Source organism: Streptomyces sp. CNX435, from assembly GCF_059570575.1.
Genome location: NZ_JCANTA010000016.1, coordinates 122,722 through 138,490, shown reverse-complemented (window position 1 = coordinate 138,490; position 15,769 = coordinate 122,722). Strand labels below are relative to the sequence as shown.

At 70.6% G+C, this 15,769-nt stretch carries 16 protein-coding genes; 8 read left to right on the top strand and 8 right to left on the bottom strand.

The window, feature by feature from the left end:
• Window positions 1-51 precede the first annotated feature (51 nt).
• On the top strand, window positions 52-849 hold the full coding sequence (locus T328_RS24560) for a TerD family protein (RefSeq protein ID WP_496498322.1): 798 nt from the start codon (window positions 52-54) through the stop codon (window positions 847-849).
• A 24-nt stretch (window positions 850-873) separates the two neighbouring features.
• Here T328_RS24560 and T328_RS24555 read toward each other — a convergent pair whose 3' ends face one another.
• From T328_RS24555 to T328_RS24540, 4 genes are all read right to left on the bottom strand, one after another.
• Window positions 874-1,611 carry a Tellurium resistance gene (locus tag T328_RS24555; RefSeq protein WP_496498321.1) on the bottom strand — a complete coding sequence of 246 codons (738 nt, stop codon included), beginning with the start codon at window positions 1,609-1,611 and terminating at the stop codon, window positions 874-876.
• A gap of 95 nt (window positions 1,612-1,706) precedes the next feature.
• Complete coding sequence (locus T328_RS24550) at window positions 1,707-2,861, bottom strand: DUF475 domain-containing protein (RefSeq protein WP_496498320.1); 1,155 nt, start codon at window positions 2,859-2,861, stop codon at window positions 1,707-1,709.
• A 238-nt stretch (window positions 2,862-3,099) separates the two neighbouring features.
• Window positions 3,100-3,585, bottom strand: coding sequence for a peroxiredoxin (locus T328_RS24545; RefSeq protein ID WP_496498319.1), 486 nt, complete (start codon window positions 3,583-3,585; stop codon window positions 3,100-3,102).
• A 109-nt stretch (window positions 3,586-3,694) separates the two neighbouring features.
• Window positions 3,695-4,135 carry a DUF3052 domain-containing protein gene (locus tag T328_RS24540; protein ID WP_496498318.1) on the bottom strand — a complete coding sequence of 147 codons (441 nt, stop codon included), beginning with the start codon at window positions 4,133-4,135 and terminating at the stop codon, window positions 3,695-3,697.
• Window positions 4,136-4,494: 359 nt separating this feature from the next.
• Between T328_RS24540 and aceE the strand changes: the two genes are divergently transcribed.
• The 3 genes from aceE to T328_RS24525 all read left to right on the top strand — a co-directional run bounded on the left by aceE (window position 4,495) and on the right by T328_RS24525 (window position 10,544).
• On the top strand, window positions 4,495-7,242 hold the full coding sequence (gene aceE, locus T328_RS24535; RefSeq protein WP_496498317.1) for a pyruvate dehydrogenase (acetyl-transferring), homodimeric type: 2,748 nt from the start codon (window positions 4,495-4,497) through the stop codon (window positions 7,240-7,242).
• 346 nt (window positions 7,243-7,588) lie between these two features.
• Window positions 7,589-8,503 carry a potassium channel family protein gene (locus T328_RS24530; protein ID WP_496498367.1) on the top strand — a complete coding sequence of 305 codons (915 nt, stop codon included), beginning with the start codon at window positions 7,589-7,591 and terminating at the stop codon, window positions 8,501-8,503.
• Between the two features lie 1,480 nt (window positions 8,504-9,983).
• Window positions 9,984-10,544, top strand: a complete 561-nt coding sequence (locus T328_RS24525) for a hypothetical protein (RefSeq protein ID WP_496498316.1) — start codon at window positions 9,984-9,986, stop codon at window positions 10,542-10,544.
• Window positions 10,545-10,822: 278 nt separating this feature from the next.
• Here T328_RS24525 and T328_RS24520 read toward each other — a convergent pair whose 3' ends face one another.
• Together T328_RS24520 and T328_RS24515 are read right to left on the bottom strand one after the other, a co-directional pair.
• Window positions 10,823-11,845 carry an aldo/keto reductase gene (locus T328_RS24520; RefSeq protein ID WP_496498315.1) on the bottom strand — a complete coding sequence of 341 codons (1,023 nt, stop codon included), beginning with the start codon at window positions 11,843-11,845 and terminating at the stop codon, window positions 10,823-10,825.
• Window positions 11,833-12,246 (bottom strand): MerR family transcriptional regulator, encoded by a 414-nt coding sequence (locus T328_RS24515; RefSeq protein ID WP_496498314.1) that lies wholly within the window; start codon window positions 12,244-12,246, stop codon window positions 11,833-11,835. Before T328_RS24515 ends, T328_RS24520 begins: the two co-directional genes overlap by 13 nt.
• Window positions 12,247-12,333: 87 nt before the next feature.
• On the opposite strand from T328_RS24515, the gene T328_RS24510 reads away from it, so the two are divergent.
• Entirely contained in the window at window positions 12,334-13,170 is an 837-nt protein-coding gene (locus tag T328_RS24510; protein WP_496498313.1) for a serine hydrolase domain-containing protein, read from the top strand.
• 72 nt (window positions 13,171-13,242) lie between these two features.
• The gene (locus T328_RS24505; protein ID WP_496498312.1) at window positions 13,243-13,383 is read left to right on the top strand and encodes a hypothetical protein; all 141 of its coding nucleotides are present in this window, start codon (window positions 13,243-13,245) and stop codon (window positions 13,381-13,383) included.
• Between the two features lie 10 nt (window positions 13,384-13,393).
• On the opposite strand, the gene T328_RS24500 is transcribed toward T328_RS24505, so the two are convergent.
• Window positions 13,394-13,843, bottom strand: coding sequence for an ATP-binding protein (locus T328_RS24500; protein WP_496498311.1), 450 nt, complete (start codon window positions 13,841-13,843; stop codon window positions 13,394-13,396).
• Window positions 13,844-13,932: 89 nt separating this feature from the next.
• Between T328_RS24500 and T328_RS24495 the strand changes: the two genes are divergently transcribed.
• Both T328_RS24495 and T328_RS24490 read left to right on the top strand, forming a co-directional pair.
• Window positions 13,933-14,748 carry a helix-turn-helix domain-containing protein gene (locus tag T328_RS24495; RefSeq protein ID WP_496498310.1) on the top strand — a complete coding sequence of 272 codons (816 nt, stop codon included), beginning with the start codon at window positions 13,933-13,935 and terminating at the stop codon, window positions 14,746-14,748.
• Window positions 14,745-14,993, top strand: coding sequence for a DUF397 domain-containing protein (locus T328_RS24490; RefSeq protein WP_496498309.1), 249 nt, complete (start codon window positions 14,745-14,747; stop codon window positions 14,991-14,993). Before T328_RS24495 ends, T328_RS24490 begins: the two co-directional genes overlap by 4 nt.
• A gap of 122 nt (window positions 14,994-15,115) precedes the next feature.
• On the opposite strand, the gene T328_RS24485 is transcribed toward T328_RS24490, so the two are convergent.
• Window positions 15,116-15,766, bottom strand: a complete 651-nt coding sequence (locus T328_RS24485; protein ID WP_496498308.1) for a hypothetical protein — start codon at window positions 15,764-15,766, stop codon at window positions 15,116-15,118.
• Window positions 15,767-15,769 lie beyond the last annotated feature (3 nt).

The window sequence follows — 15,769 nt, the reverse complement described above, 5'->3', positions numbered from 1 at the left end:
CCGATCGCCCCGCATTGTGGCCGCCGCGGGCGAGAGGGCAGGATAGCTTGCATGACGCACGCCATGGCGCAGGGATCCGACATGTCCGTATCTGTCGCTGCGGTACGGGCGGTGCTGCGCTGGACTCCGGGGGCCGGGGTGCCGGACGTCGACGCCTGCGTCATCCTCCTCGACGACAAGGGACGGGTGCGCTCCGACGCCGACTTCGTCTTCTACAACCAGCCCCGGCACCCCTCCGGGCTCGCCCGCAAGCTGCCGAAGAAGCGGCAGGGCGAGGGGCTGACGGACTCCGTCGAGGCGCAGCTGACCCGTCAGGACCCGTCGGTGGACCGGATGGTGCTGGTGGCCGCGGCGGACGGCGGGACGTTCGCGCGGGTACGGAACCTGCGGGTGGAGCTGCACGACGCGGCGCCGGCCGGCGGGGGCGACGCGGCGGTCGGGGAGCCGTTCGCGTACGTGGACATGCAGCCGGACGGCGGCGCGTCGGCGGCGCTGATCTGCGGCGAGCTGCGCCGGGCCGGCGGCGGCTGGCAGTTCCGGGCGGTCTCGAAGGGGTACGCCACGGGGCTGGTCGGCGTGGCCGGCGAGTTCGGCATCTCGGTGGACGAGACGGACACCGGGCACCACCCGACGCCCGAGCCCTCGACCGACCCGGCCTCCGGCGGGCAACCGGCACCCGGCGGACAGCAGGTCCAGAGCAGCCAGAGCGCCCCGAGCGGACGCGGCGCCCCCGGCGGGCAGAACGTCCAGAGCGCCCCGAGCAGCGGGCAGCCCGCGCCCCCCATCGCGTACGGCTACCCCCCGGCGTTCTCCCTCCCGCCGCAAGGCCCCCAGTTCATCGGCCGCTGACCGGCGCCCGGGCCCCGGGCGGCCTCAAGTCTTCGTCTTGAACCCCCGGCCCCACACCAGCCCCCAGCCGTACAGCCGGTCCAGCTCCGACTGGAACCCGTACACGTACCGCACCTCGCGGCGCACCGTCAGCTCGCCCTTCTTGTTCTCGATCAGCATTACCGCGCAGGACCGCGCCTCCGGCGCCCGCTCGTCCAGCGCGATCTCCACCCGCGGCCCGCTGGAGGGGTAGAGCGTGACGACGGCCTCGGTGCGGTCGAACGCGGGCGTGCCGTCGTAGATGTAGACGAAGACCAGCAGCCGCCGGAAGGCGTCCTTGTGGTCGAGGTTGATGTAGACCGTCTCGCCGGAGCCCGAGCCGAAGCGGTCGTCGCCGCTGAGCTTGATGTACGGCGCGTCGTTGATGTCGCCGAAGAACTTGCCGAGCGGCTGCACCACGCCCTTGGTGCCGTCGGCCAGCTCGTACATGCACGCCAGGTCGAGGTCGACGTTGACGACCGCCGGCCCCTGGGCCTGCACCACCTCGGGCCGGAAGAGCTTGGCGGGGTGCAGCAGCGTCCCGCCGCCCCTGCGGGTGCGGCCGCCGAGGTCGGAGGTGCGCATCCGCCAGGACAGGTTGATGCGCAGGTTGCCGGTGTCGGATCCCTGCCTGCTCAGGGAGAGCAGCGGCTTGCGCCTGGTCAGCTGCACCGAGTACGACGCGCCCGCGCTGTTGTCGAACTGCGGCACCCCCTCCCGCCGCCAGTTGCCCCAGAACGACACCTCGCACCCCCAGCTGGACGTGGGAAACCCCTCGGGCCCGGTCGGGACGACCGGCCCCCGAGGGGAATCCTTCCGCATCGGATCCCGCGCGGAACCTACACGCGGGAGGGAAGCTCCTTTTCGGCCTCTTCATCGTCCCCGTCCCCGTCTCCGCCCTCCGCGGCGATGCGCCGGTTGCGGCGGACGGAGGAGTAGAAGGAGAGGGCGATGAGGGCGACGCCGATGCTACCGGTGATGACCTCGTGGATGTGCCACTTGATGGTGACGAGCAGGATGGTGGCCAGGGCGCCGATCGCGTAGTGCGCGCCGTGCTCCAGGTACACGTATTCGTCGAGGGTGCCCTGCCGGACCAGGTAGACCGTCAGCGACCGGACGTACATCGCGCCGATGCCGAGGCCCAGCGCCATCCAGAAGATGTGGTTGGTGATGGCGAAGGCGCCGATGACGCCGTCGAAGGAGAACGAGGCGTCCAGCACCTCCAGGTAGAGGAACATGAAGAACGCGGCCCTGCCCGCGAGCCCCACGGCGGACGGCTGCTGGCCGGAGCGCTTGGCCGCCTCCTCCGCCTCGTGTTCCCGTTCCTCCTCCTCTTCGAGCTTGTTCTCGAAGTGACCGGACAGGCCCCCGACGACGAGGTAGGTGATGAGGCCGGCGATGCCGGCGGACATGACCGTCCCTGATTTGTCCGCATGGCCTCCGCCATGCTGGATCGCGCTGGTGGCGATCGTCATCGCGGTGGTCAGCAGCACGATCAGGGCGATGCACACGGAGATCGCGTCGATCCGGCCGACCTTGGAGAGCGGCTTCTCAAGGAACGGGATCCACTTGTGCTCCCGCTCGGCGAAGAGGAACTCCAGGAAGATCATCAGCAGGAACATCCCGCCGAACGCGGCGATCGAGGGGTGCGCGTCGGTGACGAGCTGCTCGTAGTGGTCGGGGTCGTCCAGGGCCAGTTCGATCGCTTCGATCGGCCCGACCTTGGCGGTGATCGCGACGATCGCCACGGGGAAGACCAGGCGCATGCCGAAGACGGCGATGAGGATGCCGACGGTGAGGAAGATCTTCTGCCAGAAGGCGTTCATCTTCTTCAGCACGCCGGCGTTGACGACCGCGTTGTCGAAGGAGAGCGAGATCTCCAGGATGGAGAGCATCGCCACCAGGACGAACGCCTCCCACCCCCAGAAGATCGCGGCACAGGCGAGGCCCGCGGCGGTCACCGCGAAAGACCAGCCGAAGGTTTTCAGCACCACTGGCAGTCGTCCATTCTCATCGTGTGTCGGTCCGTCTCCGCGGCGCGGGCACGGCACGGCTCCCGTCACCGTACCCGCACGGTCCCCCGGACCCGGCACGTACGCCGTTCCCCCATCTTCACGGCGGTGTCAAGCCCCCACACTTCCAGGGTGCGGAAGCGTCGAGGGCCGCGCCGCTGCCGGGTAGTGCAGGATTCCGGCCACGCGGTCCACCCGCCCGGCGCCCGCCCGGGGCCCGTCAGGCGGGCGCGAGGGCCTTCAGCGCCGTCACGTACTCGTCGAGGTCGCGGGCGTCCGACAGGTCGTTGACGACGGTCCAGCGCACCGTGCCGCCGCTGTCGATGACGAACGTGCCGCGGACCGCGCAGCCCTTCTCCTCGTCGAAGACGCCGTAGGCCCGCGCGGTGGTGCCGTGTGGCCAGAAGTCGCTGAGCAGCGGGTAGCCGAAGCCCTCCCGGTCGGCGAAGACGCGCAGGGCGAACGGCGGGTCGCAGGAGACGGCGAGCAGCTGGACCTCGTCGTTGACGAAGTCGGGCAGCCGGTCGCGCAGCGCGCACAGCTCGCCCGTGCAGACGCCGGTGAAGGCGAACGGGAAGAAGAGCAGGACGACCGCCTTCTCGCCGCGGTAGTCCGAGAGCCGCACGGTCTCGCCGTGCTCGTTGCGCAGCGCGAAGTCCGGGGCCTCGGCGCCGGGCGCCAGCCCCTCGATCCCGTCCAGTGCCATGTGCGTGACCTCCGGTCGTGCGAACCAGTCCTGGTCACGAGCCTAGGGGTGGGGCACGGGCGGTCCGCTGCCGGGATCCCGTCGCGTCGGCCGGGACCCCGGCGCCATGTCAGCGCTTGGTCGTGCGGGCCCCCTTCGGGGTTACCAGCCGGCTGCCGCTCCAGTCCTTGCCCGCGTTGATGCTCTTGGTCTGGGCCAGACCGGCGGTCTGCGCCGCCTCGCCGATGTCGCTGGGCTCGACGTAGCCGTCACGGCCGGTCTTGGGCGTCATGAGCCAGACCGGGGCGCCTTCGTCGATCATGGTGGTGGCGTCCACCAGCGCATCCGTCAGATCGCCGTCCTCCTCGCGGAACCAGAGCACGACGGCGTCCGCGACGTCGTCGTAGTCCTCGTCGACGAGGTTCTGCCCGGTGATCGATTCGATGGCCTCGCGAAGCTCCTGATCGGTGTCGTCGTCGTAACCGATCTCCTGGACCACCTCTCCGGCCTGGAAACCCAGCCTGGTGGCGGGGTTGGTCCGCTCCTCCGCGTGGTCCGCGGTCGCGCTCACGGATTGCCTCCTGCTCGTGTGCTTGTGTCTTCCGATGTCGTCCGAAATCAGCATCACACCCGCGCGCACGCGAGGCGATGGGCGTAGTCCACACGTGCCGGGCGAATCGCGCAAGTACCCGGCGGCCGATCCCGCCCTATGGAGGGCACCCCTGGACCAGGGGGCGCAGTCGCCCGGTTCGCCTGCCGGTACGCTGGCGATCAGTCCGTACGGCCTCTCAGAGGCCGTCCCCGTTGAACGAATGCAGGGTTACCGCACAGTAGAGATGACGTGGCCGCAACCGCGGTAGACGATGGGAATCAGCGCGACGTCTCATCAGCGAGCAGTCCGATTACCGATACGTACAGCGAAGGAACAGCGTGGCTTCCGGATCCGATCGCAACCCGATCATCATTGGCGGCCTTCCCAGCCAGGTCCCGGACTTCGATCCCGAGGAGACCCAGGAGTGGCTCGACTCGCTCGACGCGGCCGTCGACGAGCGCGGCCGGGAACGGGCCCGCTATCTCATGCTCCGCCTCATCGAACGGGCCCGCGAGAAGCGGGTGGCCGTGCCCGAGATGCGCAGCACGGACTACGTCAACACCATCGCGACCAGGGACGAGCCGTTCTTCCCCGGCAACGAGGAGATCGAGCGGAAGATTCTGAACGCGACCCGCTGGAACGCGGCCGTGATGGTCTCCCGCGCCCAGCGGCCCGGCATCGGCGTCGGCGGGCACATCGCCACCTTCGCCTCGTCCGCGTCGCTCTACGACGTGGGCTTCAACCACTTCTTCCGCGGCAAGGACCGCGGCGACGGCGGTGATCAGGTCTTCTTCCAGGGCCACGCCTCGCCCGGCATCTACGCCCGCGCCTTCCTGCTCGACCGGCTGAGCGAGGCGCAGCTCGACGGCTTCCGGCAGGAGCACTCCAAGGCGCCGCACGGCCTGTCGAGCTACCCGCACCCGCGGAACATGCCGGACTTCTGGGAGTTCCCGACGGTCTCCATGGGCCTCGGCCCGCTGGGCGCCATCCACCAGGCCCGGATCAACCGGTACATGCAGGCCCGCGGCATCGCCGACACCTCGAACTCGCACGTGTGGGCGTTCCTCGGCGACGGCGAGATGGACGAGCCGGAGTCGCTGGGCCAGCTGTCCCTGCCCGCCCGTGAGGGGCTGGACAACCTCACCTTCGTCGTGAACTGCAACCTGCAGCGGCTCGACGGCCCGGTGCGCGGCAACGGCAAGATCATCCAGGAGCTGGAGTCGTACTTCCGCGGCGCCGGCTGGAACGTGATCAAGCTCGTCTGGGACCGCTCCTGGGACCCGCTGCTGGCCCAGGACCGGGACGGCGCGCTGGTCAACAAGCTGAACACGACACCGGACGGCCAGTTCCAGACGTACGCCACCGAGTCCGGCGCGTACATCCGCGAGCACTTCTTCGGCGACGACCTCCGGCTGCGCAAGATGGTCGAGGACATGACCGACGACCAGCTGCTCCACCTCGGCCGCGGCGGCCACGACCACCGCAAGGTCTACGCCGCGTTCAAGGCCGCCGTGGAGCACACCGGCCAGCCGACGGTCATCCTCGCCCAGACGATCAAGGGCTGGACGCTCGGCCCGAACTTCGAGGGCCGCAACGCCACGCACCAGATGAAGAAGCTCACGGTCGAGGACCTCAAACGATTCCGCGACCGGCTGCACCTCCCCATCCCGGACAAGGACCTGGAAGACGGCCTCCCGCCGTACTACCACCCGGGCCGGGAGTCGGAAGAGATCCAGTACATGCACGACAAGCGCCAGGGGCTCGGCGGGTACGTACCCACGCGGGTGGTGCGCGCCGAGCCGCTGAAGCTGCCGGAGGACAAGACCTACGCGGCGGTGAAGAAGGGCTCCGGCACCCAGGAGATCGCCACCACGATGGCGTTCGTCCGGCTGCTGAAGGACCTCATGCGGGACAAGGAGATCGGCAAGCGCTTCGTGCCGATCGCGCCCGACGAGTACCGCACGTTCGGCATGGACTCCTTCTTCCCGAGCGCCAAGATCTACAACCCGCTGGGCCAGACGTACGAGTCCGTGGACCGCGAGCTGCTCCTCGCCTACAAGGAGTCGCCCACCGGCCAGCTGCTGCACGACGGCATCACCGAGGCCGGCTGTACGGCCGCGCTGACCGCCGCCGGCACGGCCTACGCCACCCACGGCGAGCCGCTGATCCCGGTCTACGTCTTCTACTCGATGTTCGGCTTCCAGCGCACCGGCGACCAGTTCTGGGCCATGGCCGACCAGCTCGGCCGCGGCTTCGTCATCGGCGCCACCGCCGGCCGCACCACGCTGACCGGCGAGGGCCTGCAGCACGCCGACGGCCACTCCCAGCTGCTGGCCTCGGCGAACCCGGCGGCCGTGGCGTACGACCCGGCGTTCGGCTTCGAGATCGCCCACATCGTGCAGGACGGCCTGCGGCGGATGTACGGCTCGTCGCCGGAGCACCCGCACGGCGAGGACGTCTTCTACTACCTGACGGTCTACAACGAGCCGATCGTCCACCCGGCCGAGCCGGAGAACGTCGACGCCGAGGGCATCGTCAGGGGCATCCACAAGCTGTCGCCCGCGACCGCCGGCCAGATCCCGGCGCAGGTCATGGCCTCCGGTGTGGCCGTGCCGTGGGCGCTGGAAGCCCAGCGGATCCTGGCCGAGGAGTGGGACGTACGCGCCGACGTCTGGTCCGCCACCTCCTGGAACGAGCTGCGCCGCGAGGCCGTCGAGACCGAGCGGCACAACCTGCTGCACCCGGAGGAGGAGCAGCGGGTGCCGTGGGTGACGCAGAAGCTCTCCGGCTCCGAAGGGCCGTTCGTGGCCGTGTCGGACTGGATGCGGTCCGTACCCGACCAGATCGCGCGGTGGGTGCCGGGCACGTACCAGTCGCTGGGCGCGGACGGCTTCGGCTTCGCCGACACCCGCGGCGGCGCGCGGCGCTTCTTCCACATCGACGCGCAGTCGATCGTGGTGGGGGTGCTGACGGAGCTGGCGAAGGAGGGCAAGGTGGATCGCTCGGTGCTGAAGCAGGCCATCGACCGTTATCAGTTGCTGGACGTCGCCGCGGCCGACCCGGGCGCGGCGGGCGGCGACGCCTGACGCCTGACGCCTCCCGCTGAGGGGCGGCGGGGCGGTGCGGCGGGACCCAGCGCGGAGCGGCGCCACCGCCGGGGCAGCGGGACGCAGCACTTCGACGGGACGGCGAGACTCGGCGGGGACGGCGGGGCGAAGCGGCTCCGCCATGCCGCAGGCCGCGACCACCACCCCGCACCTCCGCCGCCTGGCGCCTCCCGCCGGAGGTGCGGGGTGGCGGGGGCGGCGGGTCTCCGGCGCGGTGGCGGGGCCGGGCACGCCTGAGCCGCGCCGCCGGCCGCAGGGCCGGGCAGACTTGAGCCGCGCCCTCCGCGCGGCCGGCCGCGGGCCTCCGTAGCATCGGGCCATGCCCATGACGCCGGACAGCATCCCCGAGCACACGGACGCCGGGCCCGCCGCCGTGGCCGCGCCGCCCGCGCCGCCTGAACCATCAAGGGCCACCGCCCCCGCGACGCAGTCGCGGCTGGCGCGGTGGGAGCGCCGGACGCGGCGTCCGCTGCTCGGGCTCGCGCTGCTCTTCGCCGCCGCGTACGCCGTGCCGGTCCTGGACCCCGGGCTGCCGGACGCCCTGCACCGGGCGTGCCGAACAGCGACGTGGGCGGTGTGGGCCGTCTTCGCCGCGGACTACGCCGTACGGCTGCGGCTGGCCGACGACCGCTGGCGGTTCGTGCGCACGCACCTGCTCGACCTCTGCGCGGTGCTGCTGCCGCTCATCCGGCCACTGCGGCTGCTCCAGCTGGTCTCGGCGCTCCTCCTCACCGGCCGGCTCGCGACGGCCGCCGCCCAGGTCCGGCTGACGACGTACGTGGCGGGCTCGGTCCTGGTGCTGTGGCTGTTCGGCGCGCTCGCGGTGCTGGAGGTGGAGCGGGGAAAACCCGGCGCGAACATCCACACCCTCGGCGACGCCGTCTGGTGGGCGTTCACGACGATGACCACGGTCGGGTACGGGGACCTCGCCCCGACGACGGGCCTGGGACGGTTGCTCGCGATCGGGCTGATGATCTCGGGGATCGCGCTGCTGGGCCTGGTCACGGCGAACATCGCCGCGTGGTTCATCTCGCAGGTGGAGCGGGAGAGCGAGCACGAGGAGCAGCAGACGGCGGCGCTGCGGGAGCTGACGCGGGAGGTGGCGTCGCTACGGGCGGAGGTCACGGCCCTGCGGCAGGCGGGAGCGGAAGCGTCCCCGGCGGGAGTGCACCCGGCGGGCGGGGCCGCGCTGGGGTCGGCAGGCGAGGCCGTCCCGCGGCCGGCGGCTCCCTGGGAGTGACGGGGGCGAGCGCGTGTCCCGTGCACACGGTCCGCGGCCATCCGCGGTCCGCGCAGCACACAGCGCGCCTCGCGGCGTCAGCGGCCACCTCCCACTCACCTGGCCCGCCTTGGACTCCCTGCACAGAAAGCTTACACACAGTGACCGATACCGTCCCTCCTCACTACGTACAGTTGGACACGTACACAGTTCAATCCACGCACACCCCGCGATACGTGGCCCACGCCTCCAATGCCGCAGCCAGTACCCCTCGGGTTTGCCGGCCGCGAACGCACGGTCCAACCACATAGTGGCGGTGGCGAAAGTGTCGACGGCCTTCGGGTCGGCCTTCGCCAAGCCGCGCGGTGGGAGGCCCAGGAGTCGGCCGACTCGGCGCTGGGCCCGGCTGACACGAGTTGCACGGCGAGCATGGCCGGGTCCATGAACACCGCCGCGCGGGTGGGGCCGCGCCCAGTCGACCATCCAGATCCGGTCGGCGCCGAGGTGCAGGCACTGGGGTCGATATCGCTGTGCAGCAACGCGTCCCCCGGAGCAGGTCCGCCTCGGCCGGATCGGCGGCGAACCGGTCCAGCGGGTCTCAACGACCTCGAAGCCGAGGAAGATCCGCTCCTCGTCTTCTGCCCGCCAACGCACAGCCGGGGGGACGGTGAGGACAGAGCCTTCGGACGAACGAAACCCCTACGAAACTCGCAGCAACATACCCTAACAATTCCGGCAAACCAGGCCCACATTCGCGCCCAACCCCACGACGCAATCCCCACCAGGCCGTCCGCGGCACCCGGCACCACCCAGGCGGAGAAATCCGGCCGCGACTCGTGGCAACGCCCGGCGATCCAGCCCGAAGGCCGTTTCGCGTGCGGCACCCAAGGAGAGGTCACCGCGAGCCAGACACCGGAGGGCGAAGCTCGTGATCGCTTACACCACCTCGCGGGGCCGCGGAACCCAGCGTCGGTCAAGAGCAATCATCCAACGCTGCACACGTCGCCCCGGTCGAGACCGTCGGCGCGGACAGGGCTCGCCACACCGGCCGGGCCGGCTCCGAGAGGTGGCGGAGCGTTACCCGCCATCCAGCCCGGTATCCCGTGGAATGCCACGGTGCGGCGGCCCGGCCGACCACTCTCCGCGCCAGCCCGTACAAGCCGGGAACGTCAGCTCGTGGGGTGGGGTACGGGCCGCGGTGAACCGGACGGTGGTGCGACACGTTGTGGCGGTGCGGTAGGAGATCCACAAGAGCGAGAGGACACAGGCCACCATGCCACCGAATAATGCGTGGGAGACCTCGGAGGGTGGGATTTCGGCTACGGCCGGGGCTGGTGAGGCGTTGGAGCTGTATGCCCTTTATCGCGTAAAGCTGGAGGCGCCGTATTGGCCGGCGGTACCACCGGAGGGGACGTTGGTGGCACTGGGTCCCGGAGGACCGGGTCTGCAAGTGTGGCGGTCGACCGGGATAAGCCTGGGGCGTGGCCCGTCGGATTGGGCGGTGCCGACGTTCCTGGCTCATCCTGATCTTAATTTGGCCTCTGACGATGTGTACCACCAGGCGCTCGCCGCAGGGGTGCAGCGCAATGACTACGCCGTGGCGACGTCGGCGCAGCAAGAACTGCGGGAGTGCCTTGCGGAGGACGAGTCGCCGGAAACATCCCAGACGGGAACGTACGACAACGAGTGGTCGCACGACCGGTCCGGGTATCACCACACCGCGAATCTGGGGGCCCGGCAGTCCGGGGAGGATCCACTGCCGCAGGCGATGCAGGGGCTGACGCTCGACCAAGCCCATGTGTACAGCCGGCATGGCAATGTCCAGCACGCCCATGGCGATGTCCCGTACACCCAGCAGGGCAGTGCCACGCACACGCAGCCTGCCCCCGCGCACCCCCGCCCCGGCGCGCCGGCTGCGGGCGTCAATGCATTGCTGCCCGCGTCGTTCGACAGCCGAGCCACCGACTCTCGCCAGCAAGGCGAGCAGCGGGCCGGGTCCGATGCCGGGCCGCCCCGGACACAATCCCCCCAGGGTGGGCCCCGCCGGAGTGCCGCCCGGTAGCCGGGCCAGTACATCGACCGCGAGGGCCCGTCGCCGAGCGGTGCGAGCAGGCGCGGTGCGGGCGACTGGAGGACCGCTGCGACTCGCTCGACGTCGGCCGACGAAGACGTGAGAGGCCGGGGCACCCCCGCCCTGGTTCATGCCCGGTCAGTGTCTGTACCGCGGCGGGAAGGCAATGGGGCTGGACGGCAAGCCGGCGTCCGACCCGGGCCGCCGCCCTGCCGCTCTGGCCCCCGGTACTCGCGGACCGCGGACGCACCCTGCCGCTCCCGGCCCGGCTACTCCCGGGCCGCGGACGTGAAGCTGACGTCCGCGTACCGCGGTCCCGCGACCTGCCCGGCCAGCGGCTCCAACAGCGCCCACTCCGCCTCCGTCAGCTCGATCGCCGCCGCCGCGGTGTTCTCCTCCACCCGGGAGGGCTTCCGCGTGCCCGGGATCGGCACGACCGTCATCCCCCGCCGCTTCGCCTGCCCGTGCACCCAGGCGAGCGCGATCTGCGCCGGCGTGGCGCCGTGCGCCTCCGCGATCTGCCGCAGCGGCGCGAGCAGTTCGGCGTTCTTCTCGGCGTTGCCGCCACTGAAGCGGGGCATCGTCCGGCGGAAGTCGTCGGCGGTGAGGTCGGTCTCGGCGTTGACGAAGGAGCCGGTGAGGAAGCCGCGGCCGAGCGGCGAGTACGGCACGAAGGCGACGCCCAGCTCCCCGGCCGCCGGCACCGCCGTCCGTTCCACGTCGCGGCTGAAGACCGACCACTCCGACTGCAGCGCGGCGATCGGGTGCACGGCGTGCGCGGCGCGCAGCTCCGCGCCGGTCACCTCGCTCAGCCCGAGCCGCCGCACCTTGCCCTCCTGGACCAGCTCGGCCATGTAGCCGACCGCGTCCTCGATCGGCACGCGCAGGTCGCGGCGGTGCATGTAGTACAGGTCGATGGTCTCCACGCCGAGCCGGCGCAGGCTGCCCTCGATGCAGGAGCGCAGATACGGCCGGTCGTTGCGGATCACGCGCTTCTGCGGGTTCTCGGGGTCGGTGGAGATCGAGAACTTGGACGCGAGGACGACCGCGTCGCGGTTGGCCCGGATGAAGGGGGCGATGAACTTCTCGTTCTCGCCGTCGCCGTACATGTCGGCGGTGTCGTACAGGGTGACGCCGAGGTCGAGTGCGCGGTCCAGGGTGGCGCGGGCGGCGTCGGCGTCGGTGGGCCCGTACGCGAAGCTCATGCCCATGCAGCCGAGGCCCTGGACGCCGACCTGAGGGCCGCCGGCGCCGAGGGGGACGGTGGCGAGGGGGGTGTTCACGGAGTGCATCGGGAGGCTGCTCCCTCGTAGAAGTCGATCTTGAAGTCGAGGACGGCGAGCGTCGTCTGCAGGTCGGCGATCTGCTGCCGGACCACCTCGCGGTGCTCGCGGAAGAGCTGGATCCGCGCGGTGAAGGTCTCCTCCCCGGCCCGTACCAGCTCGGCATAGCGGACCATGTCCGCCACCGGCATCCCGGTGAGCCGCAGCTTGCCGATGAGGTCGAGCCAGTCGAGGTCGTCGTCGGTGTAGAGGCGCTGCCCGGTGTGTGAGCGGTGCACGTCGTTGAGCAGCCCGATGCGCTCGTACCAGCGCAGGGTGTGCGCGCTCAGCCCGGTGTACGAGGCGACCTCGCTGATGGAGTAATGATCTTGGCCCGCGGGGCGTACCCGGGCCGCTGTGGTCAGGCTCATTACCGGCTCCCCATTCTCGACGCGTCCGACGCTACTGACTTGGAGTGCACTCCAAGCAACAACATAAGCCCGGGTTAGGCTCAGCGCATGGACAGCCTGCATGTGATCGAGTCCTGGCCCGTCGACACGGCGGCGGCAGCGGTGGTACGTACCGACGGCTCGCTCGCCGGGGCCCACGGCCCGACGGACCACCGCTTCCACCTGGCCTCGGTCACCAAGCCGCTGGTCGCGTACGCCGCACTGGTGGCCGTCGAGGAGGGCGCGATCGAGCTGGACGAGCCGGCCGGGCCCGCGGGCTCGACCGTACGCCACCTGCTGGCCCACACCTCCGGCCTCGGCTTCGACGAGCACCGCGTGATGGCCCCGCCCGGCACCCGCAGGCTGTACTCGAACGCGGGCTTCGAGGTCCTCGGCGACCATCTCACGAAGGCCACCGACATACCGCTGTCCGAGTACGTACGGGACGCGGTCTTCGCGCCGCTGGGGATGGGCGCGACGACGCTGGACGGCTCCCCGGCGTACGCGGGGATGTCGACGGCGGCGGACCTGGCGCGGTTCGCGGCGGAGCTGCTGTCGCCGCGGCTGGTGGCGGCGGAGACGCACGCGGAGGCGACGTCGGTGCAGTGGGCCGGGCTGAAGGGCGTACTGCCGGGATACGGGCACATGAACCCGAACGACTGGGGCCTGGGCCTGGAGATCCGCGACGGCAAGTCGCCGCACTGGACGGGGGCCTCTTCCTCCCCGCGCACCTTCGGGCACTTCGGCCAGTCGGGCACGTTCCTGTGGGTGGACCCGGAGGCGGCGACGCCGGCGGGGCGGGGGGCGGCATGCGTGGCGCTGACGGACAAGAAGTTCGGCGACTGGGCGGCGCGGGTGTGGCCGCCGTTCACGGACGGGGTGCTGGCGGAGCTGGCCGCGGGCTAGGCTGGCGGACCATTGCTCGATGGTGAGGGGGAGAGTGACGTGCTTTTCGGATTCGGCAACGTATTAGAGAAGTTGGTCACGGTCGCGGGGGTGGTCGTCGCGGCGGTCGCGGTGGTGAAGCTGGCGGAGGAGACCGAACCGGCGGAGGCAGAGGCGGCTGCGGGCGCGGCAGGGGACGGCGCGCCCGAGGACGCCCGGCCCGCGGAGGGCTGAGCGGTCCCGCCTACGTCCCGGGCGGCTGCCCGGGACCGGCGTCGTGCAGCTCGAACCAGACGGTCTTGCCGATCCCGTACGGCCGCGGATAGGCCCCCCACCGCGACGCCAACGCCGCAACGAGCGCCAGCCCCCGCCCCGACTCGTCGTCGGGCCCGGCATTCCGCGGGGTGGGCAGCTCGCTGTCTCCGGCGTCGGAAACCTCCACGCGCAGCCCTTGGTCGCCGAGCACGCAGCGGGCGGCGATGTGCCGGTCGCGCGGAGCGCGGGCATGCAGGCATGCGTTGGTCAGCAGCTCGCTGACGAGGAGCACGGCGGTGTCGGTGGTGTCGGGCGGCAGGCTCCACGCGCGCGCCTGCTCGGCGAGGAGGGCACGGACGCGGGCGGGGCTACGGCGGCTGGCGGGGAGCCGCCAGACGATGTCCGGGGGGATGGTGGTGGTGGGTTGTTTGGAGTTCACCCATCACAGAGTGGCTGGGACTCGCTACTGTGAGTAGGGACAAGGGGGGTTCCTAGACCTCCGTGCCCCTCAAAGGCGAGGTGAATGCGGTGACGACGCTCGAAGACTCCCAGCCGCCGGTGCAGTGGCGGTACTGCGGCAACCAGACGAAGCGGTGGCGGACGCGGGCCGGGGTGAGCCGCGAGGAGCTGGCGAACGAGGCGGGGTACGGCCTCGATTACGTGAAGAAGATGGAGCAGGGCAGCCGACGCCCGACGCCGCGGTTGTTGCAGGTGGCGGATGACATGTGCGATGCGCAGGGGATGTTGGTGGCGGCGGTGGCGTATCTGCAGCCGGAGAAGTTCGCGTCGTACTCGCAGGAGTTCATGTCGTACGAGGCGGAGGCCGTGTCGCTGATCTCGTACGATCCGAGGTACATCCCGGGCCTGTTGCAGACGGAGGAGTACGTCAGGGCGGTGCTGGCCTCGCGCCAACCGCTGCTGGACGAGGAGACGCTGGAGAAGCGGGTCGCGGCAAGGCTGGAGCGACAGAAGCTCCTGGCGATCCAAAGTCGCTCGTTCGGCTACGTCATCGAGGAGGCGGCGCTGCGTTGCCGCTTCGGCGACGAAGAAGCGTACAAGCGGCAGCTGCGCCACCTCCTGAAGGTCGCCGAGCAGCGCAACGTCACCCTGCAGGTGATGCCCTCCGATTGCGGCCTCCACCCGGGATTCCGGGGCCCGTTCGTCATCGTGGAGACTCCCGAGCACGAACATCTCGTCTACGAAGAGGGCCAGACGACCGGAGTCCTCTACGCTGATCCTGAGAAGGTCAGCACCGTGATGCGTCGCCATGACACGATCATCCGCGAGGCCCTGAGCCCGCGGGACTCCGTACGGTTCATCACGAAGCTCCTGGAGGAGCGATGACGGACAAGCTCGACTGGTTCAAGTCCAGCTACAGCGACGACGAAGGCGGCAACTGCATCGAAGTCGCCGTCGCCTGGCGCAAATCCACCCATAGCAACAGCGAAGGCGGAGACTGCGTCGAGGTCGCCCCCGTCCCCGGCGCCGTCCACGTCCGCGACTCCAAGGACCCCCACGGCCCCCACCTCTGCTTCACCCCCGAAGCCTGGTCCGCCTTCCTCACCCACACCACCACCTCCCCCACCTGACCACCACCGGAGCCGCGGAGCGCACGCCCCCACGTCGCGCTCCGCGCGGTGCGTCGTCGGGGTCGAGCAGCCCGAGCAGGACGCTGGAGTCGGCGCGCCCGCGCGGCCCGACGTCGCGCTCCTCAATCCGGGCGCGCGTTCTTGGCGGCCAACTCCTTCACGGCAACGCTTGAGGAGGGGCAGCGCTCTTCGAGCACCAGCTCCGCAAGCCCGCTCGCCGGATTGTTCTGCAACGACTCGGTGCAGTCGATGAGTCCCGTGGTGTTGGACTCGCTCTTCCAGGTGGTGACCTTCCCCCTGATCGCCTGCTCCCGCTCCGCGCAATGGGCGACGTAATCCGCATCCACCCTGCGAACCCCCCGATAGTAGACAGCCTGTGCCTGGCCGCCCCCGTTGAACTCCACGTTCATCTTCCGGGCCAGCTTCGCGGTGTTCTCTCCGGCGTGCTCCAGTGGGCCGTCGACCTCCTTGCTCAGCGATCGGAGGACCTCCGCGTCGGTCAGGCTTCCCTCGCCTCCCGTCACTCGTGCGGGCCACGGACGATACGGAGCCCCCTCGAAATCGAGCTCTTCTCCGGAGTCGACCGTGACCGGCCCGTCCAGCACGACGATGTCCCACTCCTCGGAGACCCGCCAGCGAAATGTTCCGTCGCACGCACCCGGCACGCCCTTCCCGCTGCCGGGATCCGCTTGCGGCGTGCCCCCGGAATCTGCGCAGCCCGCAACGGAAAGCAAGGTGAAAGCCCCGACCGCGGCCAGTCGACCGACACGCATTCC

Excerpts from the sequence above, each read along its gene's own strand:
- T328_RS24560 (WP_496498322.1), top strand. The coding sequence starts at position 52 with ATGACGCACGCCATGGCGCAGGGATCCGACATGTCCGTATCTGTCGCT.
- T328_RS24545 (WP_496498319.1), bottom strand. The coding sequence starts at position 3,585 with ATGGCACTGGACGGGATCGAGGGGCTGGCGCCCGGCGCCGAGGCCCCG.
- T328_RS24530 (WP_496498367.1), top strand. The coding sequence starts at position 7,589 with ATGACGCCGGACAGCATCCCCGAGCACACGGACGCCGGGCCCGCCGCC.
- T328_RS24520 (WP_496498315.1), bottom strand. The coding sequence starts at position 11,845 with ATGCACTCCGTGAACACCCCCCTCGCCACCGTCCCCCTCGGCGCCGGC.
- T328_RS24515 (WP_496498314.1), bottom strand. The coding sequence starts at position 12,246 with ATGAGCCTGACCACAGCGGCCCGGGTACGCCCCGCGGGCCAAGATCAT.
- T328_RS24510 (WP_496498313.1), top strand. The coding sequence starts at position 12,334 with ATGGACAGCCTGCATGTGATCGAGTCCTGGCCCGTCGACACGGCGGCG.
- T328_RS24490 (WP_496498309.1), top strand. The coding sequence starts at position 14,745 with ATGACGGACAAGCTCGACTGGTTCAAGTCCAGCTACAGCGACGACGAA.
- T328_RS24485 (WP_496498308.1), bottom strand. The coding sequence starts at position 15,766 with ATGCGTGTCGGTCGACTGGCCGCGGTCGGGGCTTTCACCTTGCTTTCC.